The organism is Micromonospora sp. NPDC005299 (assembly GCF_042872345.1).
GTDB lineage: Bacteria > Actinomycetota > Actinomycetes > Mycobacteriales > Micromonosporaceae > Micromonospora.
Genome location: NZ_JBIAKG010000003.1, coordinates 258702 through 280151 on the forward strand (window position 1 = coordinate 258702; position 21450 = coordinate 280151).

Annotated in this window: 24 protein-coding genes and 1 riboswitch; of the genes, 19 read left to right on the forward strand and 5 right to left on the reverse strand. The window is 74.7% G+C overall.

The features are described 5' to 3' along the window. Positions 1-581: 581 nt before the first annotated feature. Genes ACFYPD_RS10545 through ACFYPD_RS10600 form a run of 12 tightly spaced genes read left to right on the forward strand, consistent with a single transcriptional unit; the run spans position 582 to position 9689 of the window. Positions 582-1148: a hypothetical protein gene (locus tag ACFYPD_RS10545; RefSeq protein WP_387111187.1), complete on the forward strand. Its 567-nt coding sequence runs from the start codon at positions 582-584 to the stop codon at positions 1146-1148. After that, complete coding sequence (locus tag ACFYPD_RS10550; RefSeq protein WP_387111189.1) at positions 1142-2116, forward strand: hypothetical protein; 975 nt, start codon at positions 1142-1144, stop codon at positions 2114-2116. Before ACFYPD_RS10545 ends, ACFYPD_RS10550 begins: the two co-directional genes overlap by 7 nt. Beyond that, positions 2113-2775 (forward strand): SAF domain-containing protein, encoded by a 663-nt coding sequence (locus ACFYPD_RS10555; protein ID WP_387111191.1) that lies wholly within the window; start codon positions 2113-2115, stop codon positions 2773-2775. The genes ACFYPD_RS10550 and ACFYPD_RS10555 overlap by 4 nt, the downstream gene beginning before the upstream one ends. Beyond that, on the forward strand, positions 2775-3608 hold the full coding sequence (locus tag ACFYPD_RS10560; RefSeq protein ID WP_387111193.1) for a ParA family protein: 834 nt from the start codon (positions 2775-2777) through the stop codon (positions 3606-3608). Before ACFYPD_RS10555 ends, ACFYPD_RS10560 begins: the two co-directional genes overlap by 1 nt. Then, complete coding sequence (locus ACFYPD_RS10565) at positions 3598-5130, forward strand: CpaF family protein (RefSeq protein ID WP_387111196.1); 1533 nt, start codon at positions 3598-3600, stop codon at positions 5128-5130. Before ACFYPD_RS10560 ends, ACFYPD_RS10565 begins: the two co-directional genes overlap by 11 nt. Before the next feature lie 58 nt (positions 5131-5188). Continuing rightward, the gene (locus ACFYPD_RS10570; RefSeq protein WP_387111198.1) at positions 5189-6088 is read left to right on the forward strand and encodes a type II secretion system F family protein; all 900 of its coding nucleotides are present in this window, start codon (positions 5189-5191) and stop codon (positions 6086-6088) included. A 55-nt stretch (positions 6089-6143) separates the two neighbouring features. After that, positions 6144-7004: a type II secretion system F family protein gene (locus tag ACFYPD_RS10575; protein WP_387112330.1), complete on the forward strand. Its 861-nt coding sequence runs from the start codon at positions 6144-6146 to the stop codon at positions 7002-7004. Between the two features lie 24 nt (positions 7005-7028). Next, positions 7029-7238 (forward strand): hypothetical protein, encoded by a 210-nt coding sequence (locus ACFYPD_RS10580; protein ID WP_387111200.1) that lies wholly within the window; start codon positions 7029-7031, stop codon positions 7236-7238. Next, entirely contained in the window at positions 7238-7726 is a 489-nt protein-coding gene (locus tag ACFYPD_RS10585; RefSeq protein ID WP_387111203.1) for a TadE family protein, read from the forward strand. The genes ACFYPD_RS10580 and ACFYPD_RS10585 overlap by 1 nt, the downstream gene beginning before the upstream one ends. Positions 7727-7731: 5 nt before the next feature. After that, positions 7732-8193, forward strand: a complete 462-nt coding sequence (locus tag ACFYPD_RS10590; protein WP_387111206.1) for a TadE/TadG family type IV pilus assembly protein — start codon at positions 7732-7734, stop codon at positions 8191-8193. Then, the gene (locus tag ACFYPD_RS10595; protein ID WP_387111209.1) at positions 8190-8621 is read left to right on the forward strand and encodes a hypothetical protein; all 432 of its coding nucleotides are present in this window, start codon (positions 8190-8192) and stop codon (positions 8619-8621) included. The genes ACFYPD_RS10590 and ACFYPD_RS10595 overlap by 4 nt, the downstream gene beginning before the upstream one ends. Positions 8622-8636: 15 nt before the next feature. Next, a complete protein-coding gene (locus ACFYPD_RS10600) occupies positions 8637-9689 on the forward strand; it encodes a LysM peptidoglycan-binding domain-containing protein (protein ID WP_387111211.1) in 1053 nt (350 codons plus the stop codon). A 66-nt stretch (positions 9690-9755) separates the two neighbouring features. Here ACFYPD_RS10600 and ACFYPD_RS10605 read toward each other — a convergent pair whose 3' ends face one another. From ACFYPD_RS10605 to soxR, 3 genes are all read right to left on the reverse strand, one after another. Continuing rightward, complete coding sequence (locus ACFYPD_RS10605) at positions 9756-10607, reverse strand: Rieske 2Fe-2S domain-containing protein (RefSeq protein WP_387111214.1); 852 nt, start codon at positions 10605-10607, stop codon at positions 9756-9758. A 51-nt stretch (positions 10608-10658) separates the two neighbouring features. Continuing rightward, positions 10659-11300: a 5,6-dimethylbenzimidazole synthase gene (bluB, locus tag ACFYPD_RS10610; protein ID WP_387111217.1), complete on the reverse strand. Its 642-nt coding sequence runs from the start codon at positions 11298-11300 to the stop codon at positions 10659-10661. Positions 11301-11334: 34 nt separating this feature from the next. Continuing rightward, positions 11335-11534: riboswitch (cobalamin riboswitch) on the reverse strand. A gap of 54 nt (positions 11535-11588) precedes the next feature. Then, positions 11589-11957, reverse strand: a complete 369-nt coding sequence (soxR, locus tag ACFYPD_RS10615) for a redox-sensitive transcriptional activator SoxR (RefSeq protein ID WP_387111219.1) — start codon at positions 11955-11957, stop codon at positions 11589-11591. 93 nt (positions 11958-12050) lie between these two features. Between soxR and ACFYPD_RS10620 the strand changes: the two genes are divergently transcribed. The 3 genes from ACFYPD_RS10620 (at position 12051) to ACFYPD_RS10630 (ending at position 14697) form a co-directional block, all read left to right on the forward strand. After that, the gene (locus tag ACFYPD_RS10620) at positions 12051-12890 is read left to right on the forward strand and encodes an SDR family oxidoreductase (RefSeq protein ID WP_387111221.1); all 840 of its coding nucleotides are present in this window, start codon (positions 12051-12053) and stop codon (positions 12888-12890) included. Positions 12891-12985: 95 nt separating this feature from the next. Continuing rightward, a complete protein-coding gene (locus tag ACFYPD_RS10625) occupies positions 12986-13888 on the forward strand; it encodes a DMT family transporter (protein WP_387111223.1) in 903 nt (300 codons plus the stop codon). A gap of 44 nt (positions 13889-13932) precedes the next feature. Then, positions 13933-14697 (forward strand): crotonase/enoyl-CoA hydratase family protein, encoded by a 765-nt coding sequence (locus ACFYPD_RS10630; protein ID WP_387111226.1) that lies wholly within the window; start codon positions 13933-13935, stop codon positions 14695-14697. 3 nt (positions 14698-14700) lie between these two features. On the opposite strand, the gene ACFYPD_RS10635 is transcribed toward ACFYPD_RS10630, so the two are convergent. Continuing rightward, positions 14701-16185 carry a dihydrolipoyl dehydrogenase family protein gene (locus ACFYPD_RS10635; protein ID WP_387111228.1) on the reverse strand — a complete coding sequence of 495 codons (1485 nt, stop codon included), beginning with the start codon at positions 16183-16185 and terminating at the stop codon, positions 14701-14703. 92 nt (positions 16186-16277) lie between these two features. On the opposite strand from ACFYPD_RS10635, the gene ACFYPD_RS10640 reads away from it, so the two are divergent. Beyond that, positions 16278-17378: a serine hydrolase domain-containing protein gene (locus ACFYPD_RS10640; protein ID WP_387111231.1), complete on the forward strand. Its 1101-nt coding sequence runs from the start codon at positions 16278-16280 to the stop codon at positions 17376-17378. Positions 17379-17572: 194 nt separating this feature from the next. Continuing rightward, positions 17573-17716 carry a hypothetical protein gene (locus tag ACFYPD_RS10645; protein ID WP_387111233.1) on the forward strand — a complete coding sequence of 48 codons (144 nt, stop codon included), beginning with the start codon at positions 17573-17575 and terminating at the stop codon, positions 17714-17716. A gap of 39 nt (positions 17717-17755) precedes the next feature. Here the strand turns inward: ACFYPD_RS10645 and ACFYPD_RS10650 are convergent, their stop codons facing one another. Further along, the gene (locus tag ACFYPD_RS10650) at positions 17756-18682 is read right to left on the reverse strand and encodes a phytoene/squalene synthase family protein (protein WP_387111236.1); all 927 of its coding nucleotides are present in this window, start codon (positions 18680-18682) and stop codon (positions 17756-17758) included. 64 nt (positions 18683-18746) lie between these two features. Between ACFYPD_RS10650 and ACFYPD_RS10655 the strand changes: the two genes are divergently transcribed. After that, positions 18747-19904 carry a polyprenyl synthetase family protein gene (locus tag ACFYPD_RS10655; protein WP_387111239.1) on the forward strand — a complete coding sequence of 386 codons (1158 nt, stop codon included), beginning with the start codon at positions 18747-18749 and terminating at the stop codon, positions 19902-19904. 29 nt (positions 19905-19933) lie between these two features. Further along, positions 19934-21415, forward strand: coding sequence for a phytoene desaturase family protein (crtI, locus tag ACFYPD_RS10660; RefSeq protein ID WP_387111242.1), 1482 nt, complete (start codon positions 19934-19936; stop codon positions 21413-21415). The last annotated feature ends 35 nt before the right edge of the window (positions 21416-21450 follow it).

Sequence of the window (21450 nt, forward strand, 5' to 3'; positions counted from 1 at the left end):
CCCGAACGGTCGCGCATGTTTCCACTCTGGAGCACGCAGAGTGAATCCTGATCGATCGCCGTGTCACGGATGGCGCGGAAAACGGCGTCCCCCGCGCGGGTGGCGGGGTCCGGGAGGCCGGCGGCCGGAGACGGGCGGGCGGTCCGGGGGCCGGGGGGACGGATCGGACCAGAGGGACGCTTGCCCCCCATTCCACCGTCCGGTGACCCACGCCCGGGACACCGGATGTCGCGTGCGGGTGAACGCACTCCTGCCACCGGCCGACCCGCGTGCGGGCCGTTCGTCGTCGTCCGGACACCCACCAGCCGCCACCACCTGTCATCACGCACAGTGTTCGGATGAATTACCTCTGTTGCATCGGCGGACGTCAGCCTATGCTCGCCCCTTGGGTACGACGCAACCCCCGAACAATTCGCGTCGGAGGCCGACCAGAGACATCAGGATCCGAATTCGTTAAAGATCAGTACAGGTAAATGCAGCGGTAGCAGTTGTGGCCCGGCCGCACACATCCGGGCGCGCTTCCGCATGCCCGGAGTGCGTTGACGTGACCACTCCGGGCCGCCACCGAGGAGGGCCCGGCGTTGCGCACACGGCAATCCCGCCGATGGGAAATCTGCCTGCTCAGCCTTGCTCTGCTGACCGCGACCGCCGGTTGCGGCAGCGAGCCCGAGGCGGCGGCCCGCCCGCTGACCGGGCGCGCCGCGGTGCCCGCGGCGCATTCCACCGCCGAGGAGGAGGCGGCCGGAAAAGCCGCTCTCGCCGCCTATTCCGGCTATCTCGACGCGTCCCGTGCGGCGAGCGCACGCAGCGATCCCGGCCATCCCGCACTGGCCCGATTCGTGGCGGATCCGCTGCTGACCCGGGTGCGGGTCGCAATTCGTGACGCGAAGGAGCACGGCGCGATGCGTACCGGAAAACTCGTATCCGACCCCACCGTGGTGTCGGTCGACCTGGCCGCCGAGCCGCCCACCGTGGAGATCCAGGACTGCCTGGACGCCACCGGCTACCGCCTCGTCTACGCCAAGGATCGCCGGGTCGTCCCCGGCACCCGCGGCGGGCGCTACCTGGCGACCGCCACCGCCTCCCGCTACCCCGACGGCCGCTGGCTGATCAGCGCCGGTGCCGGCCACCAGGACCAGCCGTGTTGACCTGGGGAGGAAGGGGTGTCCCGGCCCGCCCGACCCGGGCCGGGACGCCCCGGCGGCTGCTGCTCACCGCCGGCCTGGCGCTGCTGCTCACGCTGACCGGCGCGCCCGCGCTGCTGTTGACCGGCTCGCCGGCCCGGGCCGGCAACCCCGGCGGCGAGTGCCCGCCCGGGCAGAACGACTGCAACGTCTGGGACGACGAGCCCGGCACCCCGGGCGGGCCGGGCGGCGGCGGGGGCAACCCCGGCGGTGGAGGCGGGGACGGCGGCGGCGCCGCCGCGAAGTGCCAGTGGAACGGCCGGGTCATCCCCTGCTACGACAACGTGCTCGGCTGGTTCAACAACGGCGACGGCTGCTACTACAAGCTGGCCGCACCCCAGCCCAGCGCGCCCGAGGGCCAGCAGTGGTACGTGCAGACCTGCAACGGCGGTGACCTGGGCGCGCAGACCGTCGTCCTGCGTGACGGGCCGCCACCCGGCTACGGCGCACCGCCCGACCCGGAGGAACTGGCCCGCCGCGCGCTGGCCTCGATCTCGCTGCTGCCGCCCCGGGTCGCGGTGGCGCCTCGGCGCAGCAAGGGGCCCGGCCTGGTGGGGCTGCCGGTCTGGATGTGGGCCAGTGGCGGGGAGTCCTATTTCGGGCCGCTGCACGCCTCCGCCTCGGATCGCGGGGTGACCGTCGAGATCACCGCCCGGGTGACCCGGATCGTCTGGGACATGGGCGACGGCACCAAGGTCACCTGCACGGGGCCGGGCACCCCGTACACCGCCGACGGTCCCCGGGCCGGGCGGACCTCGCCCGACTGCGGCTACGACCGCGGCTACGCCCGAGCGCGCACGTACCAGGTCAGCGCCACCACGTTCTGGACCGTCGAGTGGTCCGGCGGTGGCGAGAGCGGCGAGATCGCCCAGAGCCGGGTCAGCGGAAGCGTTCCCGTGCAGATCAACGAACTTCAGGTGGTGACGCGATGAGTGTGGCGACGCGAAACGGGACTCCTCTTGACGCGCCGGTGGCGCCGCCCAAGGTGGTCCGGCAGCGGCGGATCCGCCCCGGCCTGCTCGGCCTGGCCGTGCTGCTGATCGCCCTCGGCGGGCTGGGCGCGGCCTTCGCGGTCACCTCGGTCCGGTCCACCGGCAGCTACCTGGCGGTGGCCCGGCCGGTCGAGGTCGGCCGGCCGCTCACCACCGACGACCTGGTCCCGGTGCGGGTCTCCGGCGGGCGGGAACTCCAGCCGGTGCGGGCCGACCGGATCAAGGAGGTGCTGGGCCTGCGCGCCGCCGTCCGGCTCACCCCGGGCACGCTGCTGACCCCGGCCCAGCTCACCGACGCGCCGCTGCTCGGCCCCGGGCAGCAGCAGCTCGCGCTCGGGCTGGAGCCGAGCCAGGTGCCCGCCCGCAAGCTGCACCCGGGCGACCAGGTGCTCCTGGTCAGCACCCCGGACAGCAGCGCCGGCAGCGCCGGCGCCACGCGCGGCGGCGGCACCCGGTTCGAGGCCACGGTGATCGACACCGCCGCTCCGGAGAACGACGACGTGGTGGTCTACCTGGCGCTGGCCGTCCGGGACGTGCCGGCCGTGGTGGCGCTGGCCGCGGACGACCGGATCGCGCTCGTGCTCACCGGGGCGGCCTGATGGCCGTCATCGCCCTGGTCTCGGCGAAGGGCTCGCCCGGCGTCACCACCGCCGCGCTGGCCGCCGCGCTGAGCTGGCACCGGCGGCTCGTGCTGGCCGAGTGCGACCCGGCGGGCGGCTCGGTCCTCGCCGGCTACCTGGGCGGGGCACTCGACGGACCGCGCGGCCTCGGCGAGCTGGCCGTCGGGGAGCTGCGGGACGGCAACCTGGAGAGCGCGTTCTGGTCGCAGCTCGTCGACCTGGACGCGCCGAAGCGGGAGCGGCTGCTGCTGCCCGGCGTGGTCGACCCGGCCCAGGCCGGCAGCGTCACCCCGCTCTGGCAGCGCTTCGCCGACTTCTTCACCAGCCTGGAGAAGGGCGTCCCGCCGTACGACGTGCTGGTCGACTGTGGTCGGTTGCAGGTCGGCGGTCCACCGTGGCCGGTGCTGCGGGCCGCGGCCGTGGTGCTCCTGGTCACCCGCGCGCAGCTGCCCGACCTGTCCGCCGCCCGCGCCACGGTCAAGGCCATCGAGCGGGACTTCGCCGAACACCGGGTCCCCCCGGGCACCCTGCGCCTGCTGGTGGTCGGGGACGGGCACGGCAGCAGCGAGATCAGCAAGGCGCTGCGGCTGCCGGTGATCGCCCGGCTGCCGCACGACCCGCGTACCGCCGCGGTGCTCGGGCACGGCGGCACCGTACGCGCCAACCGGCCCCTGATGCGCGCGGCCGGCCAGTTGGAGGTGCCGGTCCGGGCGCTGCTGGACCGGCGGCGGGCCCGGCTGGCCTGGCCGGGAGCGCCGGCCCCGCGCGCGGTGACCGCGCCCAGCACGCCGGGGGTGTCCGGTGCGGTTTGAGCCGGTCTCCCACGACCCGCGCGGGCAGCAGCCCGGCGCCACGTCGACGGTGCCGCCGCTGGTCCCGCCGAACGGGCGGCACCACCTGGCCCCGCCGCCCGCCGTGCCGGTCGCGCCGGCGCCCCCGCCGCCCCGTCCCCGGGTCGACTTCGCGGTGGTGCGCGAGCTGCGCCGGGAACTCAGCGAACGGCTCACCCTGTGGCAACGCGGCCGGGAGTTCGACGCGGACGCCGAGGAGGTCGAGCGGGCCCGGCTGGCCGTCGCGGTGGTCTCCGCCTACGCGGACTCGGTGCGCCGGGCCGGCACGCCGATGGCCGCCGACGAGGAGCGCCTGCTGCTCGACCAGGTGACCGCCGAGCTGGTCGGTCTGGGCCGGCTCCAGACGCTGCTGGTCGACGACACCATCGAGGAGGTGCACATCCTCGGCTGCGACCAGGTGCGCATCACCCGGCACGGCGGCGGTGTCGACTGGGCCGAGCCGATCGCCGACAGCGACGACGAACTGGTGGAGATCCTCCAGGCGGCGGCCCGCCGGGCCGGGGCGACCGAACGCTCCCTCTCCACCTCCAAGCCGACGCTCGACCTGCAACTGCCCGACGGCAGCCGACTCGCCGCGGTGTTCCTGGTCAGCCACCGCCCGTACGCGGTGATCCGCAAGCACAACACGCTCGCGGTGAGCCTGGAGGACATCGCCGGTGCCCGGCCCGACCTGGACGAGATGATCGATCCGCTGCTGCGCGACTTCCTCCGCGCCGCCATGCGGGCCGGGTTGAACATCATGGTCGCCGGGCTGGCCGGTGCCGGGAAGACCACGGTCATCCGGGCGCTGATGGACGAGATCCCGGCGGACGAGCCGTACGTGCTGCTGGAGGAGAGCCGGGAGCTGCTGCCGGCCCGCCACGCGCACAAGCACCGGGCGGTGATGAGCTTCGAGTCCCGGGAGGGGCACGGCGAGCGCGGGCTGGACGGCCGACCGGCCGGTGAGGTCAGCATCGCCGATCTGATCCCGGTGTCGCTGCGGATGGGCGTGCTCCGGATCATCGTCGGCGAGGTGCGGTCCCGGGAGATCGTGCCGATGCTCCAGGCGATGACCACCAGCCGCGGGTCGATGTGCACGATCCACGCGCGTACCCCGGCCGGGGTGGGCGAGCGGATCATCGAGCTGGCGCTCGCCCACGGCCGGGAAATGACGGTTGACCAGGCCCGCCGGATGGCCGGCAACGCGCTGGACCTGATCGTCTACGTCACGGTCGAGGACGAGACCGCGATCGGCGGCCGCAAGCACCGTTTCGTGTCGCACGTCGAGGAGGTCATCGGCGTCGGCGAGGGCAACCGGATCACCACCACCAGCGTCTTCGGCCCGGGGCCGGACGGCCGGGCGGTGCCCCGCCACCTCCCCGAGCGGATCCGCGACCAACTGCTGCGGGTCGGCTACGACGCCCGGCTGCTCACCCGGTTCATCGAGGCCGGCACGGGTGCCTGGCGGCGTCCCCGGCACACCCGCCTCGGGCGGCGACCGTGAGCGCGAGGAGTGAGCCGGTCCTGCGAGCCCCGCAGTCGCGATCGAAGACGGGCTCAGCATGACGACGATCGAGCTGATCGCGCTGGTCTCCGGGGCGGCGTGCGTGGCCGGGCTGGTGCTGGCGGTGGTCGCGCTGGTCGGCACCCGCCGGCCGGCCCGGTCGACCCCGGGCGCCGGGCCGGGGCTGAGCCGGCTCTGGACCGGCTCCGGGGCCAGCCGCCGGGAGCAGCACCGCTACCAGCTGCTGCTCGGCGCGGCCGTGGTGGTCGGCGCGCTGGCCTTCCTGCTCACCGGGCTGCCGGTGGTCGGCCTGCTGGTGGCGCTGGCGGTGCCGGGGGTGCCGTGGCTGTTCGCGGTGGGCCGGGCCGAGCAGCGGGCCATCGCCCGGATCGAGGCGGTCGGCGAGTGGACCCGGCGGCTCAAGGACATCTCCGGCACCGGGCAGGGCCTCCAGCAGGCCATCATCGGCACCATCGCCACCGCGCCGGAGGAGATCCAGGAGGAGGTACGCACCCTGGCGGCCCGCCTGCAGGCCGGCTGGCTGGCGAGGTCCGCCCTGCTCGCCTTCGCCGACGAGATCGCCGACCCGGTCTGCGACCAGGTGGTGGCGGCGCTGATCCTGCACCTCACCGATCGGGGCGAACGCCTCGGCGACGTGCTCGGCTCGATCGCCACCGCCGCCTCGGCCGAGGTGGCCACCCGGCGGGAGGTCGAGGCGAAGCGGACGCAGCCCCGGTTCGCGGTCCGCTTCCTCACCGGGATGACCCTGGCCACGCTCGCGTACGGGCTGGTCAACAGCGACTACGTCCGGCCGTACGGGACGGTCTTCGGGCAGTTGGTGATGGCGGTGCTCGGGGCGGCCTTCGTCGGGCTGCTGGTCTGGGTGCGGTCGATGAGCCAGCCGCCCCGCCCGGCGCGCTTCCTGCCGGCGCCCGACCCGGAGGAGGCGATCGCGTGAGCGCGAGGAGTGAGCTTGCGAGCCCCGCAGTCGCGAACGGAAGGCGGGCCCGATGATGGTCAACTGGCAGTTGGCGATCGCCGTGCTGGGCGGGGCGGCGGTGGGGCTGGGCCTGTTCCTGGTGGTCCGCGAGGCGCTGCCGGCCACTCCGGCGCTCGGCCCGGCGCTGCGCCGGCTGCACCAGCCGCCCGGCCGGGCCCCGGTGGCCGGGAGCGGGCCGGACTGGCTCGGCGGCGTCTCCCGCTGGCTGCGGCCGCCGCACCGGCAGCTCGCTCTGCTCGACCGGACCCCCGAGCAGTACGCCCTGTCCGTGGTGCTCTCCGCCCTGGTCGGGTTCGCCACCCCGGCGGTCGCCTCGGCCGTGCTCTTCCTGGGCGGGGTGGCGCTGCCGCTGGTCGTACCGGTGCTCGGGAGCCTGGGGTTGGCGCTGGTCGCCGGCCTGCTCGCGCACCGGGCGGTGCTGGCCAAGGCGGACGCCGCGCGGGACGAGTTCCGCCAGGCGGTCTGCACCTACCTGGACCTGGTGGCGTTGCAGCTCTCCGCCGCGCACGGCCCGGTGCAGTCGCTGGAGCGCGCGGCGGCGGTCTGCGACGGCTGGGTCTTCGACCGGATCCGGGAGGCGCTGCGGATCGCCCAGCTCCAGATGCACTCCCCCTGGGACGAGCTCCAGGAGCTGGCCGACCGGATCGGCATCGCGGAGCTGGGCGACGTGGGGGCCATCATGCGCTCCTCCGGCAGCGAGGGCGCCCAGGTCCACGAGACGCTGCGCAGCCGCGCCGACTCGCTGCGCGACCAGATCCGGACCGACAACCTGGCGCGGGCCGAGGGGGTGACCAGCCGGCTGGACATCCCCGGCTCGCTGCTGGTCTTCGTCCTGCTCGGCTTCGCCGTCTACCCGTTCCTCGCCCGTCTGTGAACCCACCCCGAGAAGGAGAAGCCCATGCACCTCTACACCTACCTGTACGTCGCGGTGAGCAGCCGCCTGGCCGAGCTGCGGCGGGACACCGAGCGCGGCGACAGCCCCGTGCCGACCGCCGTGATCATCTTCGGCCTGGTCGCGGTGGCCATGGCGGTCACCGCCCTCGCCCTGGCCAAGGCCAACAACTGGATGAACGCCATCCCGAACAACACCGCGCCGCAGGCCCCGTGATGCCCCGCCCCGCCCGTACGGACCGGAGCCGGCCGGCACCCGCCGGCCGGCGCACCGGCCGGTGCGGCCCGGGGCGGATCGCCACCGTCCTGCGGGGACGCCTCGCCGCCGACGGGTCCGAGCGGGGGGCCAACCCGGTCGAGCTGGCGGTGGTGATGCCGGCGATCCTGGTGCTGCTCTTCGCCTCGATCCAGCTCGCCGTCTGGTTCGTCGCCCGGTCCACCGCCCTCAACGCGGCGCAGACCGGGGTGAACGCCCAGCGGGCTCTCCAGGCCCCGCCGGACGCGGGCCGGGACCGGGCGACGAACTTCCTGCACGCCGCCGGGGACTGGCTGGTCGACTGGCAGAACCCCGGCCCCACCTGCACGGCGACCGCCACCGAGGTCACCTGCACGGTCAGCGGGCGCTCCCTGTCGGTGATCCCGGGCGTGGACTTCGCGGTCACGCAGAGCGCGCACGGCACGGCCGAACGCTGGACGACGGGGTGAGGCGGATGGCGCGGGACCGGGGTTCCGTCTCGATCGAGGTGGCAGTGCTCGCCCCCGCCTTCATCGGGTTGATGGTGCTGGCCGGGGTGGCCGGACGGACGGCCGTCGCCGACGAGGCGGTGGAGTCGGCCGCGCACGACGCGGCCCGGGCCGCCTCGATCGCCCGGGACGCCCGGACCGGCCGGACCGCCGCCAGCGACGCCGCGCGGCGCCAACTCGACTGGTCGGGGCTGCGCTGCACCGCCCCGCCGACGTTGACCTTCCGCGGCTCGGTCGGGGACACCGGGACCAGCTTCCGGGCCGCGTACCGCAGCGCGCCCGGGGTGGCGGCGACGGTCACGGTCACGGTGACCTGCACCGTCTCCTTCGCCGACCTGCGGGCACCGGGGCTGCCCGGCGTGCCGGGCGGCAGGACCGTCTCGGCGAGCTTCACCTCCCCCCTGGACACCTACCGGAGCCGCCGATGACCGGGCGGCGCGCGTCGGAGAGCGGCCGGGTGAGCCTCTTCCTGGCCGTGGCGATGACCGGCGTACTCGTGATCATCAGCCTGGCGTACGACGGCGCCGGGCAGCTCCGCTCCTTGCAGCGCGCGGACAACCTGGCCGCCGAGGCAGCCCGCAGCGGCGGCCAGATGATCGACCGGGCCCGCGCCATCGAGGGCGGCCCGAAGCAGATCGACGAGGTGGCCGCCCGGAAGGCCGTGGCGGACTACCTGAGCGCCGCCGGCGGGGTCCGCGACCACGACGTCGGCTTCCCGGTGGTCGCGGGCGAGCGGCAGATCCAGGTACGCGTCCGCATCACCTACCGCCGGGACCTGCTCGGTCTCTTCGGCTTCCAGAACACCGCCACCGTCACCGGTGAGGCCACCGCACGCGCGCTCACCGGAGCCCCGTAGGAAGGGAAGGCAGCCATGGGTGCATCGCAACGCTCGGCCGTCCGACGGACCGGCCAGGTCCTCACCGGGCTCGGCGCCCTCGTCGTGCTCTGCGCGGTGCTGGCCGGTGGGCCGGTCGCCCTCCTGGCCTTCGCCGGCAACCCCCTCCCCGACCACCTGCCCACCCTGGCCGAGGTGGGCACGGTGTTGACCAGCCGGGACGACGGGCAGCTCTTCCTGCGGGCGCTGGCCGTGGTGGGCTGGTTCGGCTGGGCCACGTTCGCCTTCTCCGTACTCGTGGAACTCCTCGCGGCGGCGCTGCGCCGGCCGGCGCCCCGGCTGCCCGGGATGCGCCGCCAGCAGCGGGCCGCGGCCGCGCTGGTCGGCTCGGTGGCGCTGATCCTGGCGGCCAGCCCGGCCGCGGCGAGCGCCGCCGCCCTGGCCGCGCCGCAGCCCGTCGCCGCGGCGCCGGCGGTGGTCACCCCGCAGGCCGGTCCCACGCTCGACGCCCCGCCCGTCCGGGCCGCCTCGGTGACCATCGACCCGGCGGTGTACCGCGTCGCGAAGGGCGACTACCTGGGCGAGGTGGCCGAGCGCTACCTGGACGACTTCGACCGCTACCGCGAGGTGGCCCGGCTGAACCGGCTCGCCGACCCGGACCGGATCCGCCCGGGGCAGCTGCTCAAGCTGCCCGAAAGGGCGGTGGACGGGGGCGCCCGCCGGCACGCGACCGGCCGGCTCGTGGTCACCCCGGCCAGCCCGTCCCGGACGGCTCCCGGCTCGGCGGCGACGCCGGGCGGCGGCGGCTCGTCCTCCCAGACGCCGAAGGGCAAGCCTTCCCCGCACCCGGCCGAACGGGACACCACGCCCACGGTGGAGGCGCCGGCCGGGCAGCCGCCGGCCATGTCGGCGGGCGCCTCCCGGGCCACCCCCGAGGACGGGATCAACCGGCCGCTGGCCATCTCGGCGGTGCTGGCGGTGGCCGCCATCGTGGGCGCACAGATCGGCGCGGTCCTCGGCCTGCGGCGACGGCCGGTATCCCGGGCCGGCGTCCGGGCCCTCGTGACAGGCCGCCACCGCAGGGACTGACATGGGGCGATCGTGGACGGAAACGGCCCCCCGAGGGGCAGTTTCCGTCCACGATTCGGCCGGCGGTCAGGGGAGGCGGGCCTCCAGGCGGCCGTTGACCACCCGCGTGGGGAGGACGACCTGGTCGTTGCCGGACGGGCCGTGGACGACCTCCCCGCCGTTGAGGCGGAAGGTGCTGCCGTGCCAGGGGCAGACCACGCAGGCGTGGCCGTCGATCTCCTGCACCTCACCCTCGCCGAGCGGGCCGCTCTGGTGGGGGCACCGCTCCAGCATCACGGTCACGTCGTCGCCGTGCCGGTAGAGGATCACCGACACGTCGTCGATCTCCCGCGTGAGGAGCTGCCGCTGCGGCAGGCTCGACATGTCGCCGAGCGGGTGCCAGCCCTCGCTGACCAGGTGCAGCTCGGAGATGCTCTGGCTGACCTGCGCGCCCTGCTTGTACGCGAGGTGCCCACCCAGGTACGCCCCGGCGCTCACCGCCGACAACCCCAGGTAGGCCAGCGCCCTGCCCATGTTGTGCCGCCCGTTCAGCCGCGCCGCCAGCGAGCTGGCGTAGAGGGTCAGCCCGATGGTGTTCGCGGCGGCGTGCACGAGGCCGATCCGGCGCTGGTCCCGGGAGAGGGCCGCCCAGTCGTTGAGCCCGGCCACCACCGCCGGCAGCGCGCTGACCGTACCGACCCCGACCAGCGCGGTCGCCGCCCGGCGCTGACCGGGCATCAGGTCCACGACGGCGGCCGAGATCCAGGCGCCGACCGGCACCTGCACCATCGCCGGATGCAGTGGGTGCCCCAGCCATACGCCGTGCAGGAAGTCCCGGACCCGCTGGGGACGCAGGGTGCCCTGGACGGCGCGCTGCAACCGGTCACCCACCCGGTCGAACGCCGAGGCCTGTTCGATCTTCGTCAATAGTTCGCGCACGTGGTCCGACTTCCCGGCAGGAGAGGTCCCAAACCGGGCGGCGACGACGGATCACCCCATCGGGTGGTTCTCGTCCGCCCGCCAGCGGTCGACGTGCAGGGCCGCGGCCAGTGGTCGGGGCGTACGCCAGCCGTGCCGAACCAGGTCGGGGACGGTCTGGAGGTGGCTCACCGGGCCCACGCAGAGCCAGGCCACCGGGCGGATGCCGGGCGGGATGCCGAGCAGGTCGGCCAGGAACGGCTCCCGGTAGAAGGAGACCCAGCCGACGCCGAGGCCCTCGGCGGTGGCGGCCAGCCAGAGGTTCTGGATGGCCAGGCAGACCGAGTAGAGGCCGGCGTCGGCGATGGCGTGCCGGCCGAGCACGGCCGGTCCGCCCCGCTGCGGGTCGTACGTGACCACGACCGACAGCGTCGACTCCAGCACCCCGTCGATCTTGATGCGGGCGAACCGCTCGGCGGCCGCACCGTCCAGCGTGGCGGCGAAGGTGTCCCGCTCGACCTGGACGTGGGCGTGGAACCGGCGCCGGGTCTCCGGGTCACGGACCAGGACGAAGTCCCAGGGTTGCGAGTTGCCGACGCTCGGCGCGGCGTGCGCGGCGGTGAGGATCCGGTCCAGGACGTCGTCCGGCACCGGCTCCCCGGTGAACTCGGCGCGCACGTCGCGGCGGCGGTGGATGACGTCGTACAGGTCCACAGGCAGGCTCCCGCTGCACTCGGCCCACGGTCAGGTGGGCGACGGAACGCGAGGCCGGTCTTCGGACTCCCGGATCGACGCCTGACCGTCCGCCTTCCCGGCCGTACGGCCAGTGGCTGCGCGTGACGCGCGTGGACGGGGGCTCCCCGGTCACCGCGGCGGGCCCGTGCCGGATTTCCACCGGCTTCCCGATTCTCCCCGCACACGCGGGGCACCTCACCCGATCGTTGCCGTCGCCGATGCTACCGAGGGTGGCGCCGTCAACGTGAGGGCGGCTCGGGGCCGAGGTCAGGCGGGTGGGGCAAGCTCGCGCAGCACCTGGCTGAGCCGGTCGATGCGGGACTGGGCCTCGCTGCGCAGTCGCCCGGCGAGCGCATCCCAGTCCGCAGAGGTCGGCGCCTGCCCGGGTGGCAGCGCCGCGAGCGCCCGGCCCACCTCGGCCAGGGTGAGGCCGACCCGCTGGCACGCCTCGATCATCGCCAGGCGGCACATCACGTCGCCGTGGTAGCGGCGCTGGTTGCCGGCCGTGCGGTCGCTGCTGATGAGGCCCTGCGCCTCGTAGAACCGGATCGCTGACGCGGAGACGCCGCTGCGTTGCGCGACCTGACCGATCGTCAGGCCGGGCTCGTGCCAGTCGAAGGACGTGTCCTGCTTCACGCCCCGAGTATGCCCACCGGGAGTTGACCTCAACAATTGTTGAAGTTCTACGGTCGGCTCCATCGAGTTCACGAGAATTCCCTGGAGGAGACGATGATTTTGGTGACCGGTGCGACGGGCAACGTCGGGCGGCGCGTGGTCGAGCGGCTGGCTGCCGCGGGTCACGGCGTACGGGCCGTCACCCGCGACCCGAGCCGCGCGAGTCTGCCGGCGGGTGTGGAGACGGTGGCCGCCGACCTGGCCGATCCGGAGACGGTGCGCCCGCACCTGGACGGTGTCGAGGCCGTGTTCCTCATCTGGCCGTTCGTCGACCCGGCCGCGACGGCGCAGCTCGCCCCGCGCGTCGCCACCGTGCTCGCCAGTGCCGGGTCGCCCCGGGTGGTGTACGTGTCGGCCGCCTCCGCCGAGGCCGACCCGGGCTCGTTCTGGGCCGTGGTGGAACGCGCAATCGTCGCGTCCGGCCTGCCCTGGACGATGCTGCGCCCCACCGGAATCGCCACGAACACGCTGGGCTGGGCCGAGTCGATCCGCGCCGAGGGCGTGGTGCGCTGGCCGTACGGCGCGGCGGCCCGTTCGATGGTCCACGAGGACGACATCGCGGCGGTGGCGGTCGAGGCGCTGACCACTGACCGGCACGACCAGCAGACCTACGTGCTCAGCGGTCCTCAGACGGTCACGCAGGCCGAGCAGTTACGCATCATCGGTGAGGTGATCGGCCGCGACCTGCGGTGGCAGGACGTGCCCGCCGAGGCGGTGCGCCCGATGCTGGCCGTGGCGATGGGCAGCGCCGCGTTCGCGGATGCGGCGCTGACCGGCTGGGCCGCCATGGCGGAGACTCCGGAGCAGGTGACCGGCGACGTGGCAGCGGTACTGGGCCGCCCCGCCCGGACGTTCGCCCACTGGGCCGCCGACCACGCGGCCGACTTCGCCTGACCCGCCCGGGAGCGTGCGGTGCGGCACGCCCGGCTCCTGCGCCGTCGCCGGGAAATCCGTCGCGGCGCGCGCCGTCGCCGTCCATCGTGGTCCGGGTGCACGCACATGCCTCCCGTAATCCCTCGGCCGTACCGGCGGCCCGGCTCGTCGCGGCGCTGGGCCGGCCCGAGGCCGTGCCCCCACCGCTGCTGATGCTGCTCGGCATGGTCTCCACCCAGGTCGGCGCGGCGGTGGCCAAGCAGCTCTTCGCCACCACCAGCGCCGGGGGTACGACCACCCTCCGGCTCGGCCTCGGCGCGCTGGTGCTGCTCGCGGTCACCCGTCCCACGCGCTGGCCCGGCTGGCGGGCGGCCGGCGTGATCGTGGCGTTCGGGATGGCCATGGCCGCCATGAACCTCGCCTTCTACGCCGCGCTCCAACGGGTGCCGCTCGGGGTGGCCGTCACCGTCGGCTTCGCCGGCCCACTGGTCGTCTCGCTGCTGGGCAGCCGCCGGGTGGTCGACGTGCTCTGGGCGGTGCTGGCCGGCACCGGGGTGCTGCTCCTGGCCGGGCTCGGCGGCATCGGCGTCGACCCGATCGGTCTGCTGCTCTGTGGGCTCATCGCGGTCGGCTGGACCGGCTACGTGCTGCTCGGCAAGGCGATGAGCGGCCACCTGCCGGGCACCCGGGGGCTGGCGCTGGGGATGGCGGTCGGCGCGATCTGCGTACTCCCGTTCGGGATGGCGTCCGGCGGCGCCGAGCTGCTCGACCTCCGGATCGTGGCGCTCGGGCTGGGGGTGGCGCTGCTGTCCTCGGTGCTGCCCTACTCGGCGGAGCTGGCCGCGCTGCGCCGGATGCCGGCGCGGGTCTTCGCGGTGCTGCTCAGCCTGGAGCCGGCGGTGGCCGCGCTGGTCGGCGCGCTGCTCCTGGGTGAGCTGCTGGCCGGGCCGCAGCTGGCCGGCGTGGCCTGCGTGGTGGGCGCGGCCCTCGGCGCGACCCTGGCCCGCCGCGCGGAATAGCGGGACGCTGGCGCGGCGGGCGCCGTCGAGGGCATGCTGACCCGATGGGGGTACGCGTCGAGCACGCCGGACCGGTGACCACGGTGATCCTGGACCGGCCGGAGGCCCGCAACGCCGTCGACGGCCCGTCCGCCCGGGCCCTGGCCGACGCCTTCCGTGCCTTCGAGGCGGATCCGGACGCGGCGGTCGCCGTGCTCTGGGGCGCGGGCGGCACGTTCTGCGCGGGCGCCGACCTGAAGGCCATCGGCACGCCGCGCGGCAACCGGGTCGAACCCGAGGGCGACGGCCCGATGGGCCCCACCCGGATGCGCCTGTCCAAGCCGGTGCTCGCCGCGATCTCCGGGCATGCCGTGGCTGGCGGCCTGGAGCTGGCGCTCTGGTGCGACCTGCGGATCGCCGAGTCGGATGCGACGCTCGGGGTGTTCTGCCGGCGTTGGGGCGTGCCGCTGATCGACGGCGGGACGGTGCGGCTGCCCCGGCTCATCGGCGAGAGCCGGGCCATGGACCTGATCCTCACCGGCCGCCCGGTCCCCGCCGACGAGGCGTACGCGATGGGTCTGGTGAACCGGCTGGTCGCGCCGGGTGCGGCCCGCGCGGAGGCCGAGCGGCTGGCCGCCGAGATCGCCCGGCACCCGCAGACCTGCCTGCGCAACGACCGGGCCGCGGTGCTGGCCACCGGCGGCCTGCCCGAGCCGGAGGCGATGGCGACCGAGCTCGCCTTCGGCATGGAGTCCCTGGTCACCGACGGGATGCACGGCGCGAACCGGTTCACCGCCGGCGCCGGCCGGCACGGCGCACCGGCCGACTGACGGCTACTTGAGATTGCGCAGGGCGTCCTCGATGGCGCGGTGGAAGGTCGGGTACGCGTAGATCATGTGCCGGAGCTGGCTGACCGGGACGGCCGCGTGCACCGCCACGACCAGCGCGGAGAGCACCTCGCCGCCGGCCGGGCCGACCGAGGTGGCGCCGATCAGCACGCCCTGGTCGGCGTCGGCGATCAGTTTGATGAAGCCGGCATTGCCGGCCTTGTGGATCCAGCCGCGGGCCGACGAGGTCAGGTCGGCGTACCCGGTCTGGACGTTGATGCCCCGCTCGCGCGCCTGCTGCTCGGTGAGGCCGACCGCGCCCACCTCGGGGTCGGTGAAGGTGACCCGGGGCAGCGCCCGGTAGTCGGCGACCGGCACGCTGCCCGGCGCGACGGTCGAGCCGCGCGTGCTCATCGCCCCGCCGACCACACTGACCACGCCTGCCGCGCCGCCGACCATGCTGGCGGTGCCGCTGGCGTCCGGCCCGCCCCGGGTACGCCGCATGTGGTCGAGCACGTCGGCGACCACGATGCCCGCCTGGTACATGGCGATGTGGGTGAACGCGCCTTCGCCGGTGAGGTCGCCGACGGCCCAGATCCCGTCGGTGACGCGCATCCGCTCGTTCACCGGCAGGTAGCGCTGCCCCGCGTCCACCTGCACGGTCTCCAGGCCCAGCTCCTCCAGGTGCGCCCGGCGGCCGGTCACCACCAGCAGCTTCTCGCCGCTGAACGCGCGGTCGCCGGCATGGACGGTGAAGCTCGTGCCGTCGTGCGCGACCCGCTCGGCCCTGACCCCGGTGTGGATCTCCACCCCGTCGGCGCGCAGCGCCCCGGCGGCGATCCCGGAGGCCTCCGGCTCCTCGAGGGCGAGCACCCGGTCGGACGCCTCGACCACGGTCACCCGGACCCCGAACCGGGCGAAGACCTGAGCCAGCTCCAGCCCGATCGCGCCGCCGCCCAGCACCAGCAGCGACTCCGGCAGCTCCTCCACCTCGATGGCCTGGTGGTTGGTCCAGTACGGGGTGTCGGCCAGCCCGTCGATCGGCGGGACCGAGGGGCGGGTGCCGGTGCCGAGGACCACCCCGTACCGGGCCTCGAACACCTGGTCGCCGACGCGGACCCGGTTCGGGCCGTCGAGCCGGCCGCTGCCCCGGACGAACCGGCCGCCCTTACCGGTGAACCGGTCGACGGCGACCTTGTCGTCCCAGGTGTCGGTGGCCTCCTCGCGGATCCGCTTCGCGACCGGCGCCCAGTCGGGTCGCACCTCGGCGCTGCCGGCCAGTTCGTTGACCCGGCGCGCCTCGGCGAGGGCGTTGGCCGCCCGGATCATCATCTTGCTCGGGATGCAGCCCCAGTAGGGGCACTCGCCGCCGACCAGGTCGCGCTCGATCCCGACCACGGTGAGGCCGGCCTCGGCGAGCCGCCCGGCCACCTCCTCGCCGCCGACTCCCAGCCCGACCACGATCACGTCCACCAGCTCCGGCTCCGCCACCCCGCCAGCATTCCGCACCGCCGGGCCACCGGCCACCACGTCGGGCCGGAAATCCCGCGCCGGTGATCATCCCCACGGCCTACGGTGGCCGGATGCACGCACGCTTCGCCCCGGTCCGGGACTGCTTCCACGACCTGTTCGCGACGGGCCGGGAGACCGGCGCGGCGCTGGCCGTCTGGTACGACGGCGCTCCCGTGCTCGACCTGGTCGGCGGCACCCGCGCCGCCGTCCCGCCGGGCACGGCCGTCCCGGCCGTCGGGGCCGAGGCGCCGTGGCGGCCGGACACCCTGGTGAACGTCTACTCGGTGGGCAAGCCGGTGGTCGCGCTCTGCCTCCTGCTCCTCGTCGACCGGGGCCGGGTCGACCTCGACGCGCCCGTGTCGATCTACTGGCCGGAGTTCCGCTCCCCGGCCACCGTGCGGCAGGTGCTCGCCCACACCGCCGGGCTGCCCGCGTTCCCGGTCCCCCGGCCCGCCCCGGCGATCCCCGACTGGGGGCTGCTCTGCGCCGACCTGGCCGCCGCCGACCCCGAGTGGACGCCGGGCAGCCTCGCGGGCGAGCACGCCTGGACGTACGGGCACCTGGTCGGCGAGCTGGTCCGCCGGGTGGACGGGCGGCCGGTGGGGCGGTTCCTGGCCGAGGAGATCGCCGGACCGTGGCGCCTCGACCTGGCCTTCGGCCTCGACGGCGCGGACCAGCGGCGCTGCGCCGACCTGTCGTACGCCGATCCGGACTGGCCGGTGCGGATGCTGGGCGAGCCGGGGTCGCTGCGCGCCCGGGCGATCGGGAACCCGGCCGGCGGGCTGGACCTGGCGGTGGTGAACAGCCCGCTCTGGCGCGGCGCCGAGATCCCGGCGGTGAACCTGCACGCCACCGCGTCCGCCCTGGCCCGCCTCTACGCGGGCCTGCTCGCCGGCGGCACCCTCGACGGGGTACGGCGGTTCAGCCCCGAGCTGGTCGCCGAGGCGACCCGGGTGCAGTACGACGGGCCGGACCTGGTGCTGGACCGGCGGGCGTCCTGGACGTTGGGCATGCAGTGGGAGCCGGACGGGACCTGGGGCATGGGCGGGATCGGCGGCAGCAGCGCCTGGGCCGACCCGGAACGCGGCTACACCTTCGCATACGCGACCGCCCGCCTCGCCGACCACGACCGGGTGGAGGAGCTGGTCGAGGCGTTGCACTCCTGTCTCTGACGGGAAGCGGACTGATCGACACGCGTGGTGGCCCTGTCACGCTGCGTCACTCGCCGCTACGCTCCGGTCCTCGTGGAGAACGAAGCACCCGCGCCGGCCACCCGACTCAAGGAGCACTCCGGGGTGGCGGCCAACGTGGTCTCCGCCGTGGCCGGGCTGGTCGCCCTGGTGCAGGCCATCCGCTCCGACCCGCTGTGGATCGCGCCCCGCACCACTACGTCGGCAGCGGCCAGCAGTTCTGCTTCACCACCTCCAACGGGCACCCCGGCTGGTTGCAGGTGGTCAACCAGGCGGGCGACGGCGGCGCCGTGATCAAGCTGACCGTCTGGCGGGAGTGAGCCGTCAGCGCGGTGAGGAGCACGAGCGCCGTGCGTCGCTCACGCGGCCAGGGCCGGCCGGAGCGCCGGGCCGGGGATCCGCACCGGCGCGCCGGCCGGGGTGACCAGCGCCTGCGCGGCCACCGCCATCCGCCGCCGCCGGGGTACGCGGGCCCGCCGGGTGAACACGTCGAAATCCTGGGCGGCCACCTCGTCGAGGATCCCGCCGTAGAGCGCGTACGCGGTGCGCATGCAGGCCTGCGAGGCCGGGGCGAGCAGCGGGATGCCCGGCGCGGCGGCCGCGTAGTGCGCCTGGGCGCGGGTCACCTCGTACTCGATCAGCTCGCGGAGCCGCGGGGTGGTGCGGCCGGCAGCCCTGGCGGCGAGCAGGTCCTCCCGGGTGACGTCGAACGTGGCCAGGTCCTCGTCGGGCAGGTAGGTCCGCCCCCGGTCCAGGTCCTCGGCGACGTCCCGGATGAAGTTGGTGAGCTGGAAGGCGAAGCCGAGCTGGCGGGCCGGCTCCCGGGCGGCGGCCGGGTCGGAGCTGCCCAGGATCGGCAGCATCATGGTGCCGATGACCGCCGCGGACCCCTCCATGTAGTCGAGCAGGTCGTCGTAGGTCGGGTACGACAGGACCGTCAGGTCCATGGTCATGCTGCGGAGGAATGACGCGAAGTCGTCGCGGTCCAGGTCGAAGACGGCGATGGTGTGCAGCACGGCGGGGAGCAGCGGGTCGTCGACCGGCTCGCCGTGCAGGCCGGCGACGAACCGGGCGGACCACTCCGCGAGCCGGCCCGCGCGCTCGGCCGGCGGACGTTCCTCGATGCGGTCGACGATCTCGTCGGCGTAGCGCGTGAAGCCGTACAAGGCGTGCACGTGCCGCCGTTTCCAGGCGGGCAGCAACCGGGTGGCGAGATAGTAGGTACGGCCGTGACGCCGGTGCAGCTCGCGGCAGCGCTCGTAGGCATCGGTGAGATCCGTGTCCACCGGCCCTCCTCAGATTCGACGCAGCAATCGACGCAACTCGTAACCCTAGGGTACGCTCGCGCACATGGCCAACGACGCAGTTGCCGGTAGTCCGCCCCGCTTCGTCGCGCCGGCACAGCCCGGTGCGACGGACGACCCGGTCCGCGGGGTACTGGCCGCGTTCACGCAGGACCTGGTGAAGGGGATCGACGAGACCCTGACGGCGTTCCTGGCCACCGAGGTCGACGCGCTCGCCGAGATCGACCCGGCGATGGGCGGGTTCGCCGCGACGGCCCGCGACTGCGTGCTCGCCGCCGGCAAGCGGGTCCGGCCCACCTTCGCGTACTGGGGTTGGCGCGGAGTGGTGGGCGGCGACGCGCCCCTGCCCTCGGTGCTGCCGGCGCTCGCCGCGCTGGAACTGCTGCACACCTTCGCGCTGGTGCACGACGACGTGATGGACGCCTCCGACACCCGTCGCGGCCGGCCCACCGCGCACCGGGCCGCCGCCGTGCGGCACCGGGCGGCCGGGCACACCGGCGACCCGGACCGCTACGGCGAGGCCGTCGCCGTGCTCATCGGCGACCTCTGTCTGGTCTGGGCCGACCGGCTCATGGCGCACGCCGCCGTGCCCCCGGCCCGGCTGCTCGACGTGCGCCGCTGCTACGACCAGATGCGGGTGGAGACCGTCGCCGGACAGTTCCTCGACGTGCTCGGCGAGCATGACGCGGCGAACTGGTCGGTCGACCGGGCGCTGCGGGTGGCGCGCTACAAGACGGCCGGCTACACCGTCCAGCGACCGCTGCTCTTCGGCGCCGCCCTGGCCGGGGCCGAGGCGGACACCCCGCTGATCGCCGCCTACACCCGCTACGGGCTGGCCGTCGGCGAGGCGTTCCAACTCCGCGACGACCTGCTCGGGGTCTACGGCGATCCGGCCGCCACCGGCAAGCCGGCCGGGGACGACCTGAGGACCGGCAAGCCGACCGTGCTGCTGATGCTGGCCCGACAGCTCGGCACTCCGGCCCAGCGCCGCGCCCTGGAGCGGGCCGGCACGGTCACCGGGGCGGGCGAGCTGGCCCGGCTGGCCGACCTGGTCCGCGACACCGGGGCGGTGGCCCGGGTGGAACGGATGATCGCCGACCGGGTGACCGAGGCGCAGGTGGCGCTCGACAGCGCGCCGATCGACGGCACCGCGCGTACCGCGCTGACCGGCCTCGCCACCGCCGCCACCACGCGGCGGGCATGATGGGCAACTTCACGAACAAGGGGGCCGGGATGCGCACCGTGAGCGGGCGTACCGACCAGGTGGTGGTCGTCGGCGCCGGGCTGGGCGGGCTGGCCTGCGCGCTGCACCTGGCCGGCAGCGGCCGGCAGGTGACCGTGCTGGAACGGGAGCCGGTGCCGGGTGGGCGCGCCGGCCGGCTCGGCGTCGACGGGTACGAGTTCGACACCGGACCGACCGTGCTCACCATGCCCGACCTGATCGCCGAGGCGCTCGGCGCGGTCGGCGAGGAGCTGACCGACTGGCTCGACCTGACCCCGCTCGACCCGGCCTACCGGGCGTACTACCCGGACGGGTCGACGCTGGACGTCATCACCGACACCACCCGGATGGCCGCCGAGATCGCCCGGGTCTGCGGGCCGCGCGAGGCGGACGGCTACCTGCGCTTCGTCGACTACGCGCGCGACCTGTGGCGCTGGGAGCGGGCGGACTTCATCGAGCGCAACCTGGACGCGCCGACCGACCTGCTCACCGGCAACCTGCTCAGGCTGCTCGCCAACGGCGCCTTCCGGCGGCTCCAGACGAAGATCAACCAGTTCTTCCGGGACCCGCGTACCCAGCGGATCTTCTCCTTCCAGGCCATGTACGCGGGCCTCGCGCCGCACGACGCGCTGGCCATCTACGCGGTCATCGCGTACCTCGACTCGGTGGCCGGGGTGTGCTTCCCGCGCGGCGGCATCCATGCGGTCTCCCGGGGGATGGCCGGCGCGGCGGAGAAGCACGGCGTGCAGATCCGGTACGGCACCACGGTGACCCGGGTGGAGACCGCGCACGGCCGGGCCACCGGCGTGGTCACCGCCGACGGCGAGTTCGTCCCGGCGGACGTCGTGGTGCTCAACCCGGACCTGCCGGTCGCCTACCGGGACCTGCTGCCGGCGAGCCGACAGCGCAAGCTCACCTACTCGCCTTCCTGCGTGGTGCTGCACGTCGGTTCGACCCAGGGCTACGGCCGGATCGCCCACCACAACATCCACTTCGGGCGGTCCTGGAAGGGCACGTTCGACGAGGTGATCCGGCGGGGCGAGCTGATGACCGACCCGTCGCTGCTGGTGACCAACCCGAGCCGGACCGACCCGTCGGTGGCCCCGGCCGGGAAGCACACCTACTACGTGCTCGCCCCGGTGCCCAACCTCCACCGGGCGCCGTTGCACTGGCCGGGCGACCTGACCCGCCGCTACGCCGACCAGCTCGTGGCGACGCTGGAGGAGCGCGGCTACATCGACTTCGGCGACGGCATCGAGGTGCTGCGCACGGTGACCCCGGCCGACTGGGCGGCGCAGGGCATGGCCGCCGGCACCCCGTTCGCCGCCGCGCACAGCCTCTTCCAGACCGGCCCCTTCCGCCCCCCGAACCTGCACCGGACGCTGGGCAACGTGGTCTTCGTCGGCTCCGGCACCCAGCCCGGGGTGGGCGTCCCGATGGTCCTGATCAGCGGCAAGCTCGCCGCCTCGCGGATCACCGGCGGTGTCCGGTGAGCGCGAGGAGCGCGGCGGAGCGGAGCCCCGCGGTC